Source organism: Citricoccus parietis (genome assembly GCF_042433045.1).
Lineage (GTDB): Bacteria > Actinomycetota > Actinomycetes > Actinomycetales > Micrococcaceae > Citricoccus > Citricoccus parietis.
The window spans coordinates 12561-31492 of record NZ_JBHLWH010000028.1; the positions used below are offsets into that span (position 1 = coordinate 12561).

General features: G+C 70.3%; 17 protein-coding genes and 1 tRNA gene. 8 read left to right on the plus strand and 10 right to left on the minus strand.

Annotation, left to right across the window (positions count from 1 at the left end):
• The first annotated feature begins 37 nt into the window (after window positions 1–37).
• Window positions 38–1126, plus strand: coding sequence for a DUF418 domain-containing protein (locus ACFFIO_RS10485; protein ID WP_378041618.1), 1089 nt, complete (start codon window positions 38–40; stop codon window positions 1124–1126).
• A 3-nt stretch (window positions 1127–1129) separates the two neighbouring features.
• Here ACFFIO_RS10485 and ACFFIO_RS10490 read toward each other — a convergent pair whose 3' ends face one another.
• Window positions 1130–2083, minus strand: a complete 954-nt coding sequence (locus ACFFIO_RS10490; RefSeq protein WP_378041619.1) for a glycerophosphodiester phosphodiesterase family protein — start codon at window positions 2081–2083, stop codon at window positions 1130–1132.
• Window positions 2084–2179: 96 nt separating this feature from the next.
• Here ACFFIO_RS10490 and ACFFIO_RS10495 point away from each other — a divergent pair, with 96 nt between their 5' ends.
• On the plus strand, window positions 2180–3448 hold the full coding sequence (locus ACFFIO_RS10495) for a DUF445 domain-containing protein (protein WP_378041620.1): 1269 nt from the start codon (window positions 2180–2182) through the stop codon (window positions 3446–3448).
• A gap of 19 nt (window positions 3449–3467) precedes the next feature.
• Here ACFFIO_RS10495 and ACFFIO_RS10500 read toward each other — a convergent pair whose 3' ends face one another.
• The 4 genes from ACFFIO_RS10500 to ACFFIO_RS10515 all read right to left on the minus strand — a co-directional run bounded on the left by ACFFIO_RS10500 (window position 3468) and on the right by ACFFIO_RS10515 (window position 7129).
• Window positions 3468–4502 (minus strand): hypothetical protein, encoded by a 1035-nt coding sequence (locus ACFFIO_RS10500; RefSeq protein WP_378041621.1) that lies wholly within the window; start codon window positions 4500–4502, stop codon window positions 3468–3470.
• 40 nt (window positions 4503–4542) lie between these two features.
• Window positions 4543–5262 carry an alpha/beta hydrolase gene (locus tag ACFFIO_RS10505; RefSeq protein ID WP_378041623.1) on the minus strand — a complete coding sequence of 240 codons (720 nt, stop codon included), beginning with the start codon at window positions 5260–5262 and terminating at the stop codon, window positions 4543–4545.
• Between the two features lie 7 nt (window positions 5263–5269).
• On the minus strand, window positions 5270–6652 hold the full coding sequence (locus ACFFIO_RS10510) for an endonuclease/exonuclease/phosphatase family protein (protein ID WP_378041624.1): 1383 nt from the start codon (window positions 6650–6652) through the stop codon (window positions 5270–5272).
• Window positions 6653–7056: 404 nt separating this feature from the next.
• Window positions 7057–7129: transfer RNA gene (locus tag ACFFIO_RS10515), tRNA-Lys, on the minus strand.
• Between the two features lie 209 nt (window positions 7130–7338).
• On the opposite strand from ACFFIO_RS10515, the gene ACFFIO_RS10520 reads away from it, so the two are divergent.
• From ACFFIO_RS10520 to ACFFIO_RS10530, 3 genes are all read left to right on the plus strand, one after another.
• Window positions 7339–8013, plus strand: a complete 675-nt coding sequence (locus tag ACFFIO_RS10520; protein ID WP_378041626.1) for a hypothetical protein — start codon at window positions 7339–7341, stop codon at window positions 8011–8013.
• A gap of 178 nt (window positions 8014–8191) precedes the next feature.
• The gene (locus ACFFIO_RS10525) at window positions 8192–8818 is read left to right on the plus strand and encodes a hypothetical protein (protein ID WP_378041628.1); all 627 of its coding nucleotides are present in this window, start codon (window positions 8192–8194) and stop codon (window positions 8816–8818) included.
• A gap of 5 nt (window positions 8819–8823) precedes the next feature.
• Window positions 8824–9843 carry an inorganic phosphate transporter gene (locus ACFFIO_RS10530; RefSeq protein WP_378041630.1) on the plus strand — a complete coding sequence of 340 codons (1020 nt, stop codon included), beginning with the start codon at window positions 8824–8826 and terminating at the stop codon, window positions 9841–9843.
• Window positions 9844–9879: 36 nt separating this feature from the next.
• On the opposite strand, the gene pstB is transcribed toward ACFFIO_RS10530, so the two are convergent.
• The 4 genes from pstB to pstS all read right to left on the minus strand — a co-directional run bounded on the left by pstB (window position 9880) and on the right by pstS (window position 14098).
• The gene (gene pstB / locus ACFFIO_RS10535; RefSeq protein ID WP_159553339.1) at window positions 9880–10659 is read right to left on the minus strand and encodes a phosphate ABC transporter ATP-binding protein PstB; all 780 of its coding nucleotides are present in this window, start codon (window positions 10657–10659) and stop codon (window positions 9880–9882) included.
• A 32-nt stretch (window positions 10660–10691) separates the two neighbouring features.
• Window positions 10692–11876 carry a phosphate ABC transporter permease PstA gene (pstA, locus tag ACFFIO_RS10540; protein WP_378041631.1) on the minus strand — a complete coding sequence of 395 codons (1185 nt, stop codon included), beginning with the start codon at window positions 11874–11876 and terminating at the stop codon, window positions 10692–10694.
• A complete protein-coding gene (pstC, locus tag ACFFIO_RS10545; protein WP_378041633.1) occupies window positions 11876–12844 on the minus strand; it encodes a phosphate ABC transporter permease subunit PstC in 969 nt (322 codons plus the stop codon). Before pstC ends, pstA begins: the two co-directional genes overlap by 1 nt.
• 150 nt (window positions 12845–12994) lie before the next feature.
• Window positions 12995–14098 (minus strand): phosphate ABC transporter substrate-binding protein PstS, encoded by a 1104-nt coding sequence (gene pstS / locus ACFFIO_RS10550; protein WP_378041635.1) that lies wholly within the window; start codon window positions 14096–14098, stop codon window positions 12995–12997.
• 392 nt (window positions 14099–14490) lie between these two features.
• Between pstS and ACFFIO_RS10555 the strand changes: the two genes are divergently transcribed.
• Window positions 14491–15663, plus strand: coding sequence for an FUSC family protein (locus ACFFIO_RS10555; RefSeq protein WP_378041637.1), 1173 nt, complete (start codon window positions 14491–14493; stop codon window positions 15661–15663).
• 70 nt (window positions 15664–15733) lie between these two features.
• Window positions 15734–17134: a DNA repair protein RadA gene (gene radA / locus ACFFIO_RS10560; RefSeq protein ID WP_378041639.1), complete on the plus strand. Its 1401-nt coding sequence runs from the start codon at window positions 15734–15736 to the stop codon at window positions 17132–17134.
• A gap of 54 nt (window positions 17135–17188) precedes the next feature.
• Here radA and ACFFIO_RS10565 read toward each other — a convergent pair whose 3' ends face one another.
• Window positions 17189–17908 carry a hypothetical protein gene (locus ACFFIO_RS10565; protein ID WP_378041641.1) on the minus strand — a complete coding sequence of 240 codons (720 nt, stop codon included), beginning with the start codon at window positions 17906–17908 and terminating at the stop codon, window positions 17189–17191.
• A 78-nt stretch (window positions 17909–17986) separates the two neighbouring features.
• Between ACFFIO_RS10565 and ACFFIO_RS10570 the strand changes: the two genes are divergently transcribed.
• Window positions 17987–18907 (plus strand): iron-sulfur binding domain-containing protein, encoded by a 921-nt coding sequence (locus ACFFIO_RS10570; protein ID WP_378041643.1) that lies wholly within the window; start codon window positions 17987–17989, stop codon window positions 18905–18907.
• Window positions 18908–18932 lie beyond the last annotated feature (25 nt).

Sequence of the window (18932 nt, forward strand, 5' to 3'; positions counted from 1 at the left end):
CCCCGCCACCACCACCGCACAGGACAGAATGGCTTTCATGACCCCAGCCAACGCGCCGACCGCCTCGGGTTCCTCCGCGGCGTCTCCGCCGTCCGGCGTGCGCCTGACGGGTCTCGACGCGGCCCGGGCGCTGGCCATCATCGGCATGATCGCGGTGAACGTGGGTCCCCGGGGTGAACCGGGGATGGCGGGATTCGTGTACGACCTGCCGGTGGGGCGGGCCTCCATCCTGTTCGTGGTGCTGGCCGGGGTGGGGATGTCCTTCCTGACCCGGTCCGCCCGCCGGCCCGGTGGGCGGTTGCCGTGGCGGACGGTCCTGTGGCGCTCCGCGCTGCTGCTCACCGGCGGTCTGGCCCTGCAGGAACTCGGCCATGATGTCAGCGTCATCCTGGCCGTGTACGGGGTGCTGTTCCTGCTGTCCCTGCCGTTGCTGAAGGCTCCGACGCCGGTCATCGCCGCCCTGGCGGGGGTCCTGCTGGCCGTGGGGCCCGTGGTCTGGATCGGAGTGCAGCTGGCCTCCGGGACCGTCTTCCAGTTCGCTGACCCGGACCTGAGCAACGATGCGCCCCACCTGCTCCACCGGATCTTCCTCTCCGGCCCCTACCCGGTGCTGGTGTGGTGTGTGCCCTTCCTGACAGGGCTGATCCTGGGACGGGTACCCCTCACCGACCGCACGCTGCAGAAGCGGCTGGTGCTGTGGGGCGGTGTCGCGGGCGTCGGTGCCTACGCGCTCTCGCAGGTCCTGATCCGGCTGCTGGGCCAGCCGGGCGACGAGATCGGCTGGGACCGGCTCCTGTCCGCCGTCGGTCACTCGCAGATGCCGCTGTGGCTGATCTCCAGCATCGGCACGGCACTCGTGGCCATCGGCGGGTTCCTCTGGGCCGGGGACCTCGTGGACCGCCGCCTGGGGATGCTGGTCTCGGCCGGACGGCTCTCCCTCACCATCTACGTGGCGCACCTGTTCGTCCTCGCCGCCATCATCCGGCCGGAGCCGCACACCCTGCTCCGGGGCTACCTCATCACGATCGTGTTGTCCGCGGCGCTGGTCCTGCTGGCCCACCTGTGGACGAGATGGCGGCAGATCGGCCCGCTGGAGCAGCTCATGCGCCTGCCCGGGAGTCGCTGACGTTCAGGCCCCGGTGCCGACCAGCACGCGCTCACGGCGGCGCACCCGCTCCAGCACGCGGGCCGGCAGGTTCGTGGTGATCTGCTGCACCCCGGCCCTCAGCAGCAGGTCCACGTCCTCATCCCGGTCCGCCGTCCACACCCGCAGGGTGCGCCCCGCCGCGAGCCACGCCTTCACGTCGGCCAGGTTCTCGCGCACATAGGCCACCCCCGGCCCGGCGATGCCCGCGCGGCCCTCCCAGATCAGCCGTTCGGCATCCGCCGCGGCCTGCCGCAGCGTGGCCCGCACGGCGGCGCGGCTGAGCGGGCCGAGGTTGAAGCGGCTCGGCACCGGCTCGGCGGGCACCACGGAGAGCAGCTGGCACAGGTACTCGGAGCCCACGGACGGCGCGAGGTACTGCAGGGAGCCGGCGTAGAAGCTCATGAAGGTCACCTCGACCGCCCCGATCCTCGAGGTCTCCGGATCCCAGCCGGCGCCCAGCAGCCAGGACAGGGCGCGTTCCTCGAGCTCATGGCCGAAAGGGCTCGGATGCTTGAGCTCCAGGGCCAGCCGCACGGGGCGGCCGGCGGCAGCGAGCAGCTCGACCAGGTCCGGCAACGTCAGCAGCTGGGTGGAGGCGGGGCCGTACTCACCCGGGAGCCGCGCACCCTTCCACCGGTGGAAGTCGAGCCGGCGCAGCTGGGCCAGCGTGTGGTCGGCCACCGGGCCGGACCCGTCGGAGGTGCGCTCCAGGGTCGGATCGTGCAGGCAGACCAGGTGCCGGTCCCGGGTCAGGTGCACGTCCACCTCCACACCGTCCGCGCCCTCGGCGAGCGCGTGCAGGAACGCCGCCCTGGTGTTCTCGGCGTAGGCTCCGGAGGACCCCCGATGGGCGATCACCAGCGGTCGTCGCAACGGCCGGTGCCGGTCATCGTCGGTCGGGTTCGGGGTGGTGCCGGGGCTCGGGGTGTCGGACACGCCCTCAGGTTACGGGGCCTGCCCCGCGGGAACCGCCGGCGACAGGCGACGGGCTGGTTAACTTGTGCTGACACTTTGATCCCAGCCGGAGGACCCATGGAGAACCAGATGCCCGACGCCGGCCCCTCCGAGGCCCAGCGCGCCTCCGCCCTGCGCCGGATGAAGGCGGTGGCCACGGGCGTCCTGGTGCTGCTGGCGGTGGTCTTCGTGGTCTCCTTCGCCCTGCAGGACGACTACCCCTGGCTGCGGTACGTCCGGGCGGCAGCCGAGGGCGGCATGGTGGGCGCCCTCGCCGACTGGTTCGCGGTCACCGCCCTGTTCCGGCACCCGATGGGACTGAAGATCCCGCACACGGCGATCATCCCGAGGAAGAAGGACACCATCGGGGAGTCCCTGGGAGCCTTCGTGCAGGAGAACTTCCTGGACGGGGAGGTGGCCCGGGAGAAGCTCGCCGGACTGAAACTCGCCGGCCGCGCCGGGGCCTGGCTGCGCCAACGCCCGCATGCGGAACGGGTGGCGGCGGAGGTGTCCGCCTCCGCCGAGCGGATCCTTGATGCCATGGACGATGTCCTGGTGCGGGACCTGGTGGCCAACCTGGCCCAGAAGCACATGATCGAGCCCGATTGGGCGCCCACCCTGTCCGAGGTACTGGGCAAGGTGACCGCCGAGCGTCACCATGATCAGGTGGTGGACCTGGTGGTGTCCCGGACCGGGGACTGGGTCACCCGGCACCCCGAGTTCTTCCTGAACAGCGTGCGGCAACGCTCCCCGCAGTGGGTGCCGGGCGTCGTCGACCAATTGCTGGCCGAGCGCATCCATGCCGAGGCCCTGAAGTACCTCGCCGCCGTGCGGGAGGATCCGGACCACGAGCTGCGCCGCTCCGTGGACGACTGGCTCGCGGACCTGGTGACCGACCTGCACCGGGATCCGGCGACCAGGGCGAAGGTGGAGCAGGCCAAGAGGGAGCTGTTCAACGATCCGCGCATGCGGGAGTGGGCCGAGCGGGCCTGGGCCACGACCAAGTCCGCGCTGCTGGCCCAGTTGCGGGACCCCGGCTCAGACCTGCACCTGGCCCTGGTGGCTGCCCTGCAGGACCTCGGCGTCCGGCTCGAGGAGGATCCGGCGCTGGCGGACCGCGTGGACGGCTGGGCCTCCGACGGGGCCCAGCACCTGGCCCGCCGCTACGGGCCGGAGCTGGTGGGGGTCTTCGGCGAGACCATCCAGCGCTGGGACGGCCGGCAGGCCTCCCGCACCATCGAGCTCTACCTCGGCCGGGACCTGCAGTTCATCCGGATCAACGGCTCCATCGTCGGCGCCCTGGCCGGCCTGGCGATCTACACGGTCGCCACCCTGGCCTTCGGCTAGCTGGACCGAGCGGGGCGGCTCACTGCCCGCGCGTGCGGTTCCGGAGGTGCTCGGCGCGGGCGGCCTCGACGTCGGCCGCGAACCCGGCCGGGTCCTCTGCCTTCAGGGCGTCAAGGGTGCCGTCCGCCCGCAGTGCCTCGATGTCCGCGCGCACTCCCTCCTCGAGCAGGGCCGCCAGGTCCGGGTCCGTCCCGGGGTCCTCCGATTCCGCATCCGCTCCGGCCGTCACTTCCCCGGCTCCACGGGCACCGGCGGCGGAGCCCTTGGGCTTCTTTCCGGCCGGCAGGGCCTGGAGGTCCGTCACCAACCGCCCGGGCAGTGACGCCGGCAGGGGCCCGAAGATGTTCTGGGCGGCCTTGATGACGCTCTTGCCCATGGCCCGGTTGCCGACGCCGCCGATCACGGCGCCCACCCCGAACGGCACCAGGCGGCCGAGCATGCCGGCACCCTGGCGGACGATGAACTTCTTCATGAACATGCGCTTCATCTGCTGGAACAGCACATCGGAGATGCCGGATGCCCCGGAGATCGCCGCCACCGCGCCGCCCAGGGGGCCGGACCCGGAGCCGTTCGCCTGGCTGGTGAAGTCCCGCAGGAGCTTGCGGCCGTCGTCGCCGAGCATGACGGCCATGACCAGGGTCTGCGCGCGCTGCGGGTCGTCGGTGGTCACCCCCATCAGCTCGGCCACGGACTGCGCGTACAGGGCCGTGGTCTCGAGGAAACCGATGGTGGCCGCGGCGGAGAGGCCCAGGGCGGCGGCCGTGCCGACCCCCGGCACCACGGCGGTGCCCCCGACGGCGGCCCCGCCCCCGGTGACCGCGGTCAGGTACTGCTTGCCCAGGCGTTCGGCGAGCTGGGCGGGCGTCTCATCCGGGTGCGACCGGCGCAGGCGGTTGAGGTTGCGCAGCACCAGCGGGCGCTGGACCTCCACGGCCCTGAGCACGATCTTCTGGAAGGCCGGCGTCGGGTTCCCGTGCGGGTCCACGGCCCGGTTCAGGGCGAAATCGGTCGCCTTCTGCCCGGCGACCGTCGAGATGATCGATTTCTTTGCCATGGTGGTGGCCTCCTGGAGCTGGTGGATCCTACCGACGACGCTACCGGAGCATGTGCTTCAGGAAGATCCGGACGTCCCGGGCCTCCTCGGCGCTCATCCCGTGGCCCATGCCCTCATAGGTGCGGGCCGTGAGCCGGGTGTTGGCGTCCAGCCAGTCGGCCGTGTACGCGATGGCGTCCGGGTTGATGACGAGGTCCTCCACGTCCCGGCCCCAGAAGAAGGGCCTGGGTCCCGGGCCCTCGGGGGGTGAGTCCAGGGTCTCCAACAGCGGGTTGGAGAGCACGAAGCCGCTGAGGCCCACCACGCAGGTGAAGGCCTCCGGGCGGAGCCGGTACACTGTGGACGCCATGGCCATCCCCTGGGAATGGCCCAGTACCGAGACCGTCCGGAATCCGCTCCGGGTGACCTCCTCGGCGTCCAGCAGGTCGAAGACGCGATGGGCGGCCGCCACCACCTCGGCGAAGTCGTTCGTCAGGAAGTAGTCCAGCAGGAACCAGCCCCAGGCGCCCGGATCGGGGCCCGGACCGGACCCGGCACCGTCCGTGCCCTCCATGACCGGTGCGGCGCCGGCGTCGATCTCGAACGCACCGCGCACGGCCAGACCCGTGGCGTTCTCGGGAAGCATCCCGAAGTAGGCCTGGGCGGCCCGGACCTCATTGGCGCCGTAGCCGTGGACGACCAACACCAGGTCCGTGCCGTGGCGCTGGGACTCAGGCCGTGACCAGACCACGTGGTGGCCGGTGGACAGGGTCTCTCTCACGCGGCCGTCAGTCGCTTCCGGAGCCGAGATCGAGGTCGGTCCAGACCAGGCGGTGCTCGCTCGGGGTCGTGTCGTTGGGCTCGCCCGGTTCGCCACCCGGCGCGTTGGCCCGGGTCAGGTGCGAGCCCAGTTGGCCGGACTGGGGCCAGAAGACGCCGGACGCCGCGGTGGTCAGGGAGGCGGACGGCAGCAGGTAGTCCGACCGAGCCACCGTCCAGTCGCTGCCCTCACGGCCCACCACCTCGGTGGCCATCGGATGCTCATCCTCGGTGATCGCCGCAGCGCCGCTCGAGGTGGGTTCGGGGTCCTGGATGGCCTCCGACTCCAGCAGGCCGGCGATGACGGAGGGATGCTCCTCCTCGTCCAGGGCGGTTCCGGTCAGCGGCCCGAACTCTCCGGCCAGGATGAAGGGCTCACCCTCGCTCAGCCCCCCGGACTGACCCTCGTCATCCACGATGTAGCCGGACTCTGCCGGGTCGCCAGAGACGTAGTCCGCCCACAGCCGCATCTCGTCGTGGTGGCGTTCCGCTCCGGCGAGGCCGTCTCCGGCATCACTCGGCCGGGCCGCCAGCACGTGCACGGTCTGGTCGCCGACCTGGACGGGAATATCCCAGTGTGAGCTGGACGAGAGCCGTAGGACGGAACGCTCGAGATCGGAGAAGGTGTCCTCCGGGATGGCGTTGCCCGGCATGGAATCCCACGGCAGTTCCTGGAAGGTGCGGATGCCCTCTGTGTCCAGGGGATACTTGGAATACAGCACCATGCCGTGCTGGCCGGCGAACTCTCCCGGGCCGAAGGTGTCCCCGGGCCCGCCGATGACGCCGTCGTTGTCCAGGTCCGCCCCGGTGTCCACACCGTTGTTGACCTCGGCCACGTACATGTAGGGGTAGTCGATGCCCTGCTGGCCACCGGTCCCGACGGCCAGGTAGTTCGTCCGGAAGGACTGGGCGAGCTCCTCGCCCCCGTCCACGTCCACGTCCGTCAGCAGCACGAGATCCGGTGCGGCCCGCTGGACGGTCTCGGCCACCTGCTGACCCCGCTCATCTCCGGGAGTGGAGAGATCCTCGGTCAGCTCTCCGGGGGCGGAGCGGCTCAACCCGGCCGAGAAGGTGGCCACGCGCAGGTCCTCCGGGGCGGCAGACGGCACCTTCCCCTCCTTGATCCACAGCATCTGCCGCAGCAGGTCGGGATTCTCGGGAAGGGCGTCGTTGAAGTCGAAGGACGCCACTCGCTGTGCCGGCGAGATCGAGGTGTGCGCTGCGGGAGTCTGCAGGACGGCCGGTGCGGCCGTCGCCGACGGTGCGGCAAGCAACGCCGCCACGGCGGCTGCAGGCACAAGGGCACCGCCAAGCACCATGCGCCGGCGGAGCACCCGGGGGAAAGCACTCATGCGCACCACCCTAGGCACGGACGCTGCTCCGGCGGTAGGGCCATACCGGGGACGCATCGCCAGGTCACGGCACCGGCCGGGCGGTGGCCGCCGGCAACGGACCGACCCGAAAACCGCGAGGACAGCGCGTGTCGCGGCCACTATCTCCAGAGTGGTTTAACGGTTCCACCCCTCATCCGAACCGCAGAGCCGGCCATTCGGTTATCAAATCTTGATCTCGGCACTGCCACCGAGACATCCCTGAAACATTCAAGCGATCGGCTGGCATCCTGAAGGACTGAGACGGCGGGAGATGGCGAGAACTGTCAGCGTTCCGGCCCGGACGAAGAGCGTGCAAACCCTGGCTCAGGACACAGAAACGGCCCCTGACCCGGCATGATGCCGGTTCAGGGGCCGTTGCGCGGTGGGCCCTGCGGGGATCGAACCCGCGACCCGCGGATTAAAAGTCCGATGCTCTGCCAACTGAGCTAAAGGCCCTGGCCAGCCGGTGACCGCGTCCCATGCTAGCGGACGGCGGCCCCCGGGAGGCGATCGGTCGGCCGGCGTCCCGGGGACGGGACCGTACCGCCGGTGAAGGCGTACCGTGGAGTGGGTTCCCGGTGGCGCCGCCCGTTGCAGCATCACGCCCGGCGCAGCACCGAGACCCCGAGCAGACACACCCCCATCCCCGGAAAGGTGGCCCTCCTGTGACGTCCTCCCGGAATCGTTCCGGCCGGTCCCCGAGCTCGACGGCGGCCGGCACCGTCCGCCATCACCGGCCGCGGCCGTTCGCCCCGGACCAATTCGCCGCCTTCCAGGGCGGCGCCGACCCTGCCGCCACCGCAGAGGGTGCGGCCTTGCTGGCGCGCGCCCTGGTCGACGGCGGCCGGTCCACCACAGACCAGGCCGCAGTCCGTCGGCTGGTCGGCCTGGTCGAGGAGGCCGGAATAGACACCGTGGCCCAGTGGTGGGCCGATGCCCCGGCGATCTCCCTGAGCGGTGTCCTCTGGCGGCTGTATGCGCTCCGCTCTGCGACGGTCCGCAACGGGGCCCAGTGGGCCGCCTGGTACCGCGCCGGCCACGAGGCACATGTGGCCCGCGCCGTGGCGGGGCCGGTCGAACCGCCCGGTGCCCGCGAACTGCAGCAACTGACGACCGACATCCTCACCGGGGCGTTCACCGGAGACTTCGACGTGGCACTCGAGCGGGCCGCCGCCTACAGCCGGGTGATCTGCCTGGGCCAGGCACACCACTCCGAGGCGCTCGAGGCCGGTCAGCCAGCCCAGGCCGCCGTCCTGCTGCGCCAGGCCAAACGGCTCCTGGGCACCGCCGAGGAACTCGAGGAGGCGGCGGCCGCCTGGCGCCGCGGCACGCTCGATTGAGCCGATGGCTGACAACACCGGCGCCGGTGGACATCCCCGACCCCGAACGCGCACACTGGATACCGGTGCCGGGCCGCGGTAACCCCGGGCTCCAATATTCTGCCGCTACGAGCGGCCACTCGCCGAGAGGCGTTCCCGGTCCGGCACTGCCCCCTCTCGCGGGATACCCTCTTCTTTGATGAACCTCTCACTGTCCTCCCTCCTCGCCCCGGACACCGCCAGCCTCGAACACCTCGCGGCCCTGGCGGATGGTCTGGGCGCCGCCGTGCACCAGGTCGCCCAGTTGATGGGCTCCTCCACGGCCGCCGCTGAGGAGGTCAGCACCCGCCTGTCCGAGATCGACAGCGAGTCCAGCGTCCGCCACATGGCTCTGCTCACCAGCCTGCGGAGTTCCTTCATCACCCCCCTGCCGCGCCAGGACCTCTACCTGATGGCGGACGGGCTCAACAACGCCGTGGAGAAGGTCTGCAACGCCGGACTGCTCATCGTCTCCACCGAGCAGTACCGGCTGCCCGCCGAGGCCATGGACATCCTGGAGACCCTCGGCCGGCAGGCCGAACTACTCCAGGAGGCCACGGCCCAGTTCCGGACCCTCGACGCCCTCGAGGAGACCTGGATCCAGCTCCAGCGCAATTCGAAGCGCGCCGAGCGCGTCATGGTCGAATGGGTCTCCGGGATGACCGGCGACCTGCTGCAGCGCAGCTACAACCGGCAGCGGGAGGCAGCGCACGCCGTGGATGCCGCCATCCTCGCCGTCCGGCAGATCACCGTCCACGTCGGCAGTGTCCTGGTGCAGGAGTCCTGACGGACGTGTCCCCCCTCGTTCTGGTCCTGCTGTGCCTGGTCCTCGCCCTCACCGTCGGGTACGGGCTGCTCAACGGCATGCGGGATGCCCCCAACGCCATCGCCCTGCCCGTCCGCAGCCGGGCCCTCACTCCCGGGGTGGCCCTGCTCCTGGCCGCCGTGATGAACCTCGGCGGCGGCGTCCTGTCCGGTGGCCTGCTGACCGCCGTGTGGCAGGAGCTCCCTCCGGCCATCCCCAGCGGCGGACCGGGTCTGCTGATGGCCGTCGTCGCCCTGGCCGTGGCGATCGCGTGGGGGTGGTTCGCCTGGCAGCGCGGCCTGCCCGTGTCCATGACGCATGCCCTCATCGCCGGTCTCGTCGGGGCTGGCGTGGCCCTGACCGTGACCGGTGACGCGTCCTTCGAGGGGATCTGGTCCCCCGTGCTGGTCACCGCGATGCTGGTGGGGCTGCTGCTGACCCCGTTGCTGGGGAGCTTCCTGTCCTGGATCCTCGTCACCCCGGCCACCTGGGTGGCCCGCGATGCCGCACCCGGCACGGTCAACCACACCGCCCGCATGGGGCTGGCGATCACCGGAGCCGCCAACGCCCTCGGCCACGGCGTGCAGTCCGGCCAGCGCATGACCTTCATGATCGCCATCGCCCTGACCGCCATCGGCCGGCCCGATGCCATGGGCTGGTGGGTTCCGGTGGCAGCCGGTCTCACCCTGGCCATCGGCACGCTGTTCGGCGGGTGGCGAGTGGCCCACACCCTCACGGAGAAGCTCGTGCACCTGGACCCGCTGCGCTCCGCGGTGGCCTCGACCGTCAGCGCCGGGCTGCTGTTCGTGGGCTCGTTCGCCCTCCACCTGCCGTTGTCCTCCACGCACGCCGCGGCGGCGACCATCCTCGGCGCCGGCCAGAACCAGCGCTACACCGCGGTCCGCTGGCAGCAGGTCCAGCGGGTGATCGGCTACTGGTTCGCGAGCCTGGTGGTGCCCGCGGCCGTGGCGCTCATCCTCGCCGCAGCCGCCAGCCCGCTGTTCTGAGGTGAGCCCGGCCGGGGACGCCCCGGCCGGCGACGATCAGCCGAAGCGGCCGGAGACGTAGTCCTCGGTCTGCTTGTTGGCCGGGTTGTTGAAGATGACGGAGGTCTCGTCGTACTCGATGAGCTTGCCCGGCTTGCCGGTGCCGGCGATGTTGAAGAACGCCGTCTTGTCCGCCACGCGAGCGGCCTGCTGCATGTTGTGCGTCACGATCACCACGGTGAACTCGTTCTTCAGCTCGTTGATCAGGTCCTCGATCGCCAGGGTGGAGATCGGGTCCAGGGCGGAGCAGGGCTCGTCCATGAGGATCACATCCGGCTCCACGGCAATGGAGCGGGCGATGCACAGGCGCTGCTGCTGGCCGCCGGACAGGCCGGAGCCGGGCTTGTCCAGACGGTCCTTGACCTCGTTCCAGAGGTTGGCGCCGCGCAGGGACTTCTCCACGATCCCGTCCGCCTCCGAGCGGGACATCCGGGCGCCGTTCAGCTTGTGGCCGGCCAGGATGTTGTCCCGGATGGACATGGTGGGGAAGGGGTTCGGGCGCTGGAAGACCATGCCCACCTGGGTGCGTACGGTGACCGGGTCCACGCCCGAGGCGTAGACGTCCTCGCCGTCCAGGAGCAGCCGCCCCTCGGCGCGTGCCCCGGGGAGCACCTCGTGCATGCGGTTGATGGTCCGCAGGAAGGTGGTCTTGCCGCAGCCAGAGGGGCCGATGAACGCGGTGACGGACCGCGGTTCGATGTTGATGTTGACGCCTTCCACAGCCAGGAAGTTGCCGTAGTAGACGTTGAGGTCAATGGCTTCGATGCGCTTTGACATGTGGATTCCTCTGTCTTTCGTCTCTGCTCGGCTCAGCGGCCGGAGTTCTTCGGCGCGAACGCCTTGGCGATGATGCGTGCGGCCAGGTTCAGCAGCATCACGATGACGATCAGGACCAGGGCCGCGGCCCAGGCACGGTCTGCCGAGGGCATGCCGGCGGCCGGTGCGGTCGGGTTCATCAGCTGGCGGTAGATGAACACCGGCAGGGCCGTCATCCACTCGCCGAACGGATTCCAATTGGTCGCCGCCGCATAGCCCGCGGTCACCAGGATCGGTGCCGTCTCGCCCGTGACACGGGCGATGGCCAGGGTGATGCCGGAGGCGATGCCGGACATGGCCGTGGGGAGCACGACCTTGAAGATGGTCCGCCACTTGCGCACGCCGAGGGCGTAGGACGCCTCCCGGAGCTCGTTCGGAACCACTCGGAGCATCTCCTCGGTGGAGCGGACCACCACGGGGATCATCAGCACGGACAGGGCGATGGCCGCCGTCAGGCCCATCTTGATCATCTGCACGTGCCGCGGTGACTCCCCGATGAACGTGGTGATGAACAGTTCCACCAGGGCGAACGCGAACAGGCCGGCCACGATCGAGGGGATGCCGGTCATGACGTCCACGAAGAACACGATGGAGCGGGAGAACCAGCCACCCCGGCTGTACTCCACCAGGTAGATCGACGTCAGCAGGCCGATCGGAACCGAGATGATCGTGGCCATCAGCGTGATCATCAGGGTGCCGGCCAGACCGTGCAGGAAGCCGCCCTGTAGGGAGGCGCCCTCATTCTGAGTCGAGATGTCATCCGCACCGGTCACGCCGTCCATGTCCGTCCACAGCAGCTGGGGGTTGGCCAGCAGGGTGGGCAGACCGTTGGCGAACACGGTCCAGATCACGGAGATCAGCGGGATGAGGGCCAGGATGAAGGCGGACCACACGAGGTTGCGCCAGATGCCGTCCGTGGCACGGCGCTTGTTCTCGATGACGTAGGTGGTGACGTACATGCCGACGATGTAGAGGACCGCGGCGAAGATCAGCCAGCCGGTCCAGCTGAAGGAGCCGCCGCCCAGCAGGGACGTGAGGCCGGCGGCGAGGACCAGCGCACCGACGGCGACGGCGATCCAGGTCCAGCGCGGCATCTGGCCGGCGGTCAGGGAGTTCTTCCTGGTTCCGCCCGGCTGCGGGGCATTTCCCCGCTGGGTGGTGTCAGTTGAGGTGGTCATCAGTTCGCTCCCGAGAATTCCTTGTGCCGGTTGACGATCCAGCGCGCGATCATGTTGACCACGAGGGTGATGATGAACAGCATCAGGCCGGCTGCGATCAGCTCGGACTGGCGCATGCCGAAGGCCTCGGGGAAGTTCAGGGCGATCTCAGACGGGATGGTCGCGTTCCGCCCGGAGGTGATGATGCTCCAGGAGAAGATGCCCGGGGAGAGCACCAGGGTGACGGCCATGGTCTCGCCGAGGGCTCGGCCCAGACCCAGCATGATCGAGGAGATGATTCCAGCGCGGGCGAACGGGAAGACGGTCATCCTGATCATCTCCCAGCGGGTGGCACCGAGCGCCAGGGCGGCTTCCTCGTGCAGCTTGGGGGTCTGGATGAAGATCTCGCGGCAGAGGGAGGTGATGATCGGCAGGATCATCACGGCCAGCACGATCGCGGACGTCAACAGGGCACGGCCGGTGTTGCCGGCATCGCCGCCGAACAGCGGGATCCAGCCCAGGTACTCGTGCAGCCACTTGTAGATGGGCACCACACCGCCGGCCAGCGTGGTCATGCCCCACGCGCCGAAGACCACGGACGGGATGGCCGCCAGCAGATCGATGATGTAGCCGACCGGGGTCGCCACCGACTTGGGGGCGTAGTGCGAGATGTAGAGCGCGATCCCCACCGCCACCGGGGTGGCCAGCAGGATGGCGATGATCGAGGCGATCAGCGTGCCGGCCATGAGCGGCCAGACGTACTGCCAGAACGTGTCTGCGCTCTCGATGCTCTCCTCATCGGAGAAGATCTCCGGCCACAGGGCCGGCAGGGATTCGACCACCAGGAAGATCGCGACGAACGCCAGGACCATCAGGATGACGACGCCGGCCGCGAGGGCCAGGCCGGAGAAGACCTTGTCCCCTGCGGCACCGCCGCGCGACGCCGTGAGCGACGACTTCTTCGCCGGCTCAGTGGCTGTTTCAGTCACGGTGACTCCCCTCGGAGTTCGTGGTGCGGACCCGGAGTCCACATCTCAGGAATGGATAGCGTGTCAAGCATGGCACAGCCGCCGACCCTACTTGAGAGGGTCGGCGGCTGGGCCGAGAGGCCGATCAGCACCGGCCGGAACCGGCGAGGATCAACCCTGGACGGAGATGGCCTGGATGGACTCCAGAGCGGCTTCGCGGGTGGCCTCGGAGATCGGAGCGTTGCCCGCGGAGGACTCGGCAGCGGCCTGGCCCTCCTCGGACACCACATACTCGCCGAAGGCCTTGGCCATGTCAGCGGTCTCCTGGTCCTGGTACTGGTTGCAGAAGATGTGGTAGGAGACCAGCACGATCGGGTAGACGCCGGCCTCGGTGGTGGTGCGGTCGAGCTCGACGGCACCGGCCTCGCCTGGCGCAGCCTTCTCGACGGCGGCGGCAGCAGCATCGGCGGAGTACGGCACGTACTCCTCGCCGACCTGGACGGCCACGGTTCCGAGCTCGCCGATCTGGGAGGCATCGGCATAGGTGATGGCACCGTCGGTGGACTGGGCCAGGGAGACGACACCGGAGGTCTGCTGGGCGGACTCGGCGGTGATCTCAGAGGGCCAGGTCTCGACGACGTCGTAGGTCCAGGACTCCGGAGCCGCGGCCGTCAGGTAGTCGGTGAAGTTCTCGGTGGTGCCGGAGTCATCGGCACGGTGCACCACGGTGATGTCGGTGTCCGGCAGCTCGGCATCCGGGTTCTGGTCGGCGATCGCCGGGTCGTTCCAGGTGGTGATCTCGCCGGTGAAGACCTGGGCGATGGTCTCGGCGTCCATGTTGACCTCGTCGACACCCTCGAGGTTGAAGGCAACGGCGACCGGGGAGATGTAGGACGGGACGTGGAAGACGCCCTCCGGGCCGCAGACCTCCTCGGCGGAGGCCATCTCCTCTTCGTCCATGGCGGCGTCGGAGCCGGCGAAGGAGTACTGGCCGGCCAGGAAGCCCTCGCGGCCGGAGCCGGAGCCCACCGGGTCGTACTGGACGGTCAGGTCCGGGTGGACCTCGGTGACACCGTTGGTCCAGGCGGTCATGGCGGACTCCTGTGAGGAGGCGCCACCACCGATCAGGGTGCCCGAGACCTCGGCCGGGGCACCCGACTCGGAGCCGGCCGGAGCGGAGGACTCGGTGGAGCCACCGTTGCCACCGCAGGCGGTCAGGGCCAGAGCGGCGACAGACAGGACGGCGGCGTAGCGCCCGATGCGAAGAGCCTTCACGAATATGCCTCTTTCGAGTTCGATGACAGTGCAGGCGAGGCCGTCACCACTGCTTGTCCGAGTGGCAACTGACGAAGCAGGGCAGGGATGCCGATGGCCTCGATCCACCAGAAAGGTATGGGGGCAAGGTGACGCGAGGGGCGGTGCAAGATTAACGCGAGCTTAACGAGTCCCCGGCACCCCGCCGGCACCGGGGGCACGGTGGGCGGTCAGGCCAGCAACGGCGCGGAAGTGCTCCCGTCCTGCGGCCATTTCCTGGACGGCGTGAGTAATCTCACGCCGTCGTGGTCCACCTCCGTGTCCCGCCAGGACTCCTCGGCGGTCCCCTGACGACGGTGCCGGCCCTGGTCGATCGTCCGCCGCGCCGGCTGGTCCGGCCTAAGCTAGTCGGCATGGAGCAGCAGCCCGCGTCCGGCTCCTCCTGGACGAGAACGGTGACGAAGGCACGGCAGTGGTGGACCCGCACGTGGTCCTTCGCCACCCGCCGGGCACGCTCAGGCGCCTCCCGGGTCACCTCGGCGCTGGTCCCGGCCGCCTTCAGCGCCATCTGTGCCGTGCTGTCCTACGTGTTCGCCGAGGTCGTGCTGGGCCACGAGGATCCCCTCTTCGCCGCCACCGCGTCCCTCATCGCCCTCGGCTTCAACCGGGACCCCAAGGTCCGCAAGGTCCTCGAAGTGGCCATCGGCTGCACCCTGGGCATCCTCATCGGCGACCTCATGCAGGCCGTGCTGGGCCAGGGCTACTGGCAGGCGATGCTCGTGGTCTTCACCTCCATCCTGGTGGCCCGGTTCATCGACTCCAGCGCCACCTTCACCCTGCAGATGAGCCTCCAGTCCATCCTGGTGGTGCTCCTGCCCGCCGCGCAGGGTGGGCCGTTCACGCGCAGCCAGGACGCCGTCGTCGGCGGTTTCATCGCCCTCCTGGTGACCCTGCTGATGCCGAAGGACCTGCGCAAGGAGTCCGCCACAGGCCTGCGTGACCTCTACGGGACCCTCACGCGCGCCCTGCGCGACTGCTCGGAGGCGCTGCGCTCCCATGAGTCCCGGACCGCGTGGATGGGTCTGGTGGCCTGCCGCGGCACGCAGACCGCCGTGGAGAACCTGCGCAAGGACGTCAGGAACGCCCGCGAACTGGCCACCTTCTCCCCAACCAAGCGCCGCGCGCGCCCCGAGCTGGACGAGACGGCCCACACCGTGGAGATGTCCGACCTGGCGGTGCGGAGCATGCGCATCGTCGCCCGCCGCGTCATCAGCGTGATCGACAACGGCGCCCTGGACGACGAGGGGACCGGGTTGCTGGCGGACTGGTTCGATGAGGCCGCGGACGCCGTCGGGATCCTGGGCCGGTCCCTGGGGGAGCCGGCGGCGGCCGGCCGGCACAAGTCACTCTCCGTGGCCCGGGGCGCCCTCGGCGGGGCGGCCGCGCGGCTCGATCCAGCCGAACTGGGCGCCACCACACTGCACGCCGAGGCACTCGTCATGCTGCTGCGCCCCATGATGGTCGACCTCATCGAGGCCACCGGCTCCTCCCACGACGAGGCCGTCGGGTACCTGCCGCGCCTCTGATTTCGGCGCTCAGTCGGCCCCTGAACCGGCCGGCGCGTAGCGTGTCCGTGCGCGGCACTAGCCTTGGTCCATGGCGACGAAGACCAGTAGACGAGCGAACCCCGGCTACCGCTGCAGCGAGTGCGGGTGGACGACCGCCAAGTGGGTGGGTCGGTGCGGCGAGTGCCAGGCCTGGGGCACGGTGACCGAGTCCGGCGCGGACGCCTCGTCCGGCCGGACCCCCGCCGCCACGGTCGCGACTCCGGCCGTGCCGATCGGTGAGATCGACGCCTCACAGGCCCGCTTCCACACCACCGGGGTGTCCGAACTGGACCGGGTGCTCGGCGGCGGACTGGTTCCGGGCGCGGTGGTGTTGATGGCCGGCGAGCCCGGCATCGGCAAATCCACCCTGCTGCTGGACGTGGCCGCCAAGGTGGCCCGGCACCGGCGTCCGGAGGGTTCCACGCGGTCCGTCCTGTACGTGACCGGGGAGGAGTCCGCGGCCCAGGTGCGGCTGCGTGCCGACCGGATCGGCGCCGTCGCCGACACCCTGTTCCTGGCCGCCGAGACGGATCTCGGCCGGGCCCTGGGCCAGATCGAGAAGGCCGAGCCGGACCTGCTGATCGTGGACTCCGTCCAGACCCTGCAGTCCCAGTCCGTGGACGGCACCGCCGGAGGCGTCACCCAGGTGCGCGAGGTGGCGGCCAGCCTGATCAACGAGGCCAAGAGCCGGAACATGACCACCGTGCTCGTGGGCCACGTGACCAAGGACGGTTCCATCGCCGGTCCCCGCCTGCTGGAGCACCTGGTGGACGTGGTCTGCCAGTTCGAGGGTGAACGGCACTCACGCCTGCGCCTGGTCCGGGCCGTGAAGAACCGCTATGGGCCGACGGACGAGGTGGGGTGCTTCGACTTGGGGGACGCCGGCATCGTCTCCCTGGAGGACCCCTCCGGACTGTTCCTGTCCGGGACCCTGAACCCCGTGGAGGGCACCTGCGTGACGGTGACCCTGGAGGGCCGGCGGCCCCTGGTGGCCGAAGTCCAGTCCCTGCTGACGCCGTCCGGGCAGGGCAGCCCCCGCCGGACGGTCAGCGGGCTGGACTCGGCGCGCATCAACATGATCCTGGCCGTCCTGCAGCGCCGTGCGGGATTCCCCCTGAACCAGGACGACTGTTACGTGGCCACCGTGGGCGGGGTGCGGCTGACGGAGCCGGCCTCTGACCTGGCGGCCGCACTGGCCATCGCGAGCGCCAAGCTCAATGCGGTGGTGCCCAAGGGCCTGATCGCCTTCGGGGAATTGGGACTGGCCGGAGAGGTCCGCCCCGTGCCCGGCATCGGACGGCGCATCCGGGAGGCCGCCCGGTTGGGTTTCCGCCGCGCCGTGGTGCCGAAGTCCCCCGAACCGCTGGGTGAGTTGCCGGACGGCGTGGCCGTGGCCGAGGTCCGCACGCTGACGGAGGCCCTGGAGACCATGAAGGACTGGGCCTCCTGATCCACCAGCCTTCTGATCCACCAGCCTTCTGATCCACCAGCCTTCTGACCGCGGTTACTGCAGGTTGAACGTCACCGGCTGGGCCTTGAGCTCTCCCAGGGACACCTCGAGGCGGTAGGTGCCGCTGCGGGGTTCCGTGGTGGTCTCGCCGCAGTCCTCGGCGGAGCGCACGCGCGGCCAGGTGAACCGGGCACGCTCCTGCTCATCCGGGGAGATCTCCACCAGGGCGTCCTGGCCGTCCACCTGGCAGTCCTCCGTGGAGAAGATCCGGTCCGAGCCGGAGTACACCGTGAACACCTGCTGCGTGGTGCCGAGGTTCGCCTCGCAGGGCTCCTCACCCGTGTTGTCCACGCGCAACTCCAGAACCGGCTCCTCCCCGTCCCCGTAGGTCGGCTGGTCCGTGGCGGCGGAGATCACGATGTCCCCGGGCGGGCAATTGCCCGAGGCCGCGGCCTCACCGGAGGCCGAGGGCGAGGCCGATGGGTCATCACCGGCCCCGTCGGTGGCGCCGGATTCTGGCGCGGTTCCCGTGGCGGACGCCTCCGGCGAGGCCGCGGCCTCGCCGGAGGGGGTGGCGGCCACGCTCGGGGACGACGTCGGCGCGGGGGCGTCCTCGCCGGCGGCCGGCCTGAAGAGCGAGACAAGCCACCAGACCAGCCCCACCACGATCGCCAGGACGACCACGAGCAGCACCAGGGCGACCAGCCGGCGACGGCGGTACACCGCGCTCGATTGCGGTCGCAGCAGGTCGTTGTTTCGGGGCTCACCGGGCATGCCTCCAGCCTAAGGACTGCGGTGGCCGGTCCCGGACTGGCCACGCCGATGATCGGCCGGCGCACTACAGTAGACGGCATGTCTGCGCCGGTGATCACGTCCACCCTTCACCACCGGATCAACGACTGGTTCTCCGCCCACGCACGGGATCTGCCGTGGCGTCATCCGGAGTGCAGCCCGTGGGGTGTCCTCGTCAGTGAGATCATGCTGCAGCAGACCCCCGTGGTGCGGGTGCTGCCCGTCTGGACGGCCTGGATGGAGCGCTGGCCCACGCCGCGGGATCTGGCCGCAGAGCCTGCGGGCGAGGTCATCCGCGCCTGGGGCCGTCTGGGATATCCACGCCGAGCCCTCCGTCTCCAGGCTGCGGCCGCGGAGATCGCCGGCTCCCACGGGAATCGGGTGCCGGACCGTGTCGACCAACTCCTTGCCCTGCCCGGCGTCGGCGCGTACACGGCCGCCGCCGTCGCCTGCTTCGCCTTCGATCAGCCGGAGGTGGTGGTGGACACCAACATCCGCCGGGTACACGCCAGGATGGTCTCCGGCCGCGCGCTGCCGGAGAAATCCCTGACCACCGCTGAGATGGCCCTGGCCCGGGACCTCATGCCCGAGGACCCGGAGCAGGCCTGCCGGTGGAATGCCGCGGTGATGGAACTGGGGGCGCTGATCTGCACGGCCCGCTCCCCCCAGTGCGAGCTCTGCCCGGTGGCCGACCTCTGCGCCTGGCGGGTGGCCGGCATGCCGGAGCCGCACTACAAGCCCACGGGCCAGGCCTGGGCCGGCACCGACCGCCAGGTGCGTGGCGCCGTCATGGCCCTGCTCCGCGACCGCGGCTCGGTGGCACTCTCCGCACTTCCCGCACTCACGACATCGGCCGGCACCTTGGGCGCGCATCGCCCCGAGGCCGCCCAGTACGAGCGGTGCGTGGACGGCCTGGTGTCAGACGGATTGGCCGTCCGGAACGGCAACGGCCCGGAGGCCATGCTCAGCCTGCCTGGCTGAGGGCCCCCGGGCCGTCCGGTGCCGG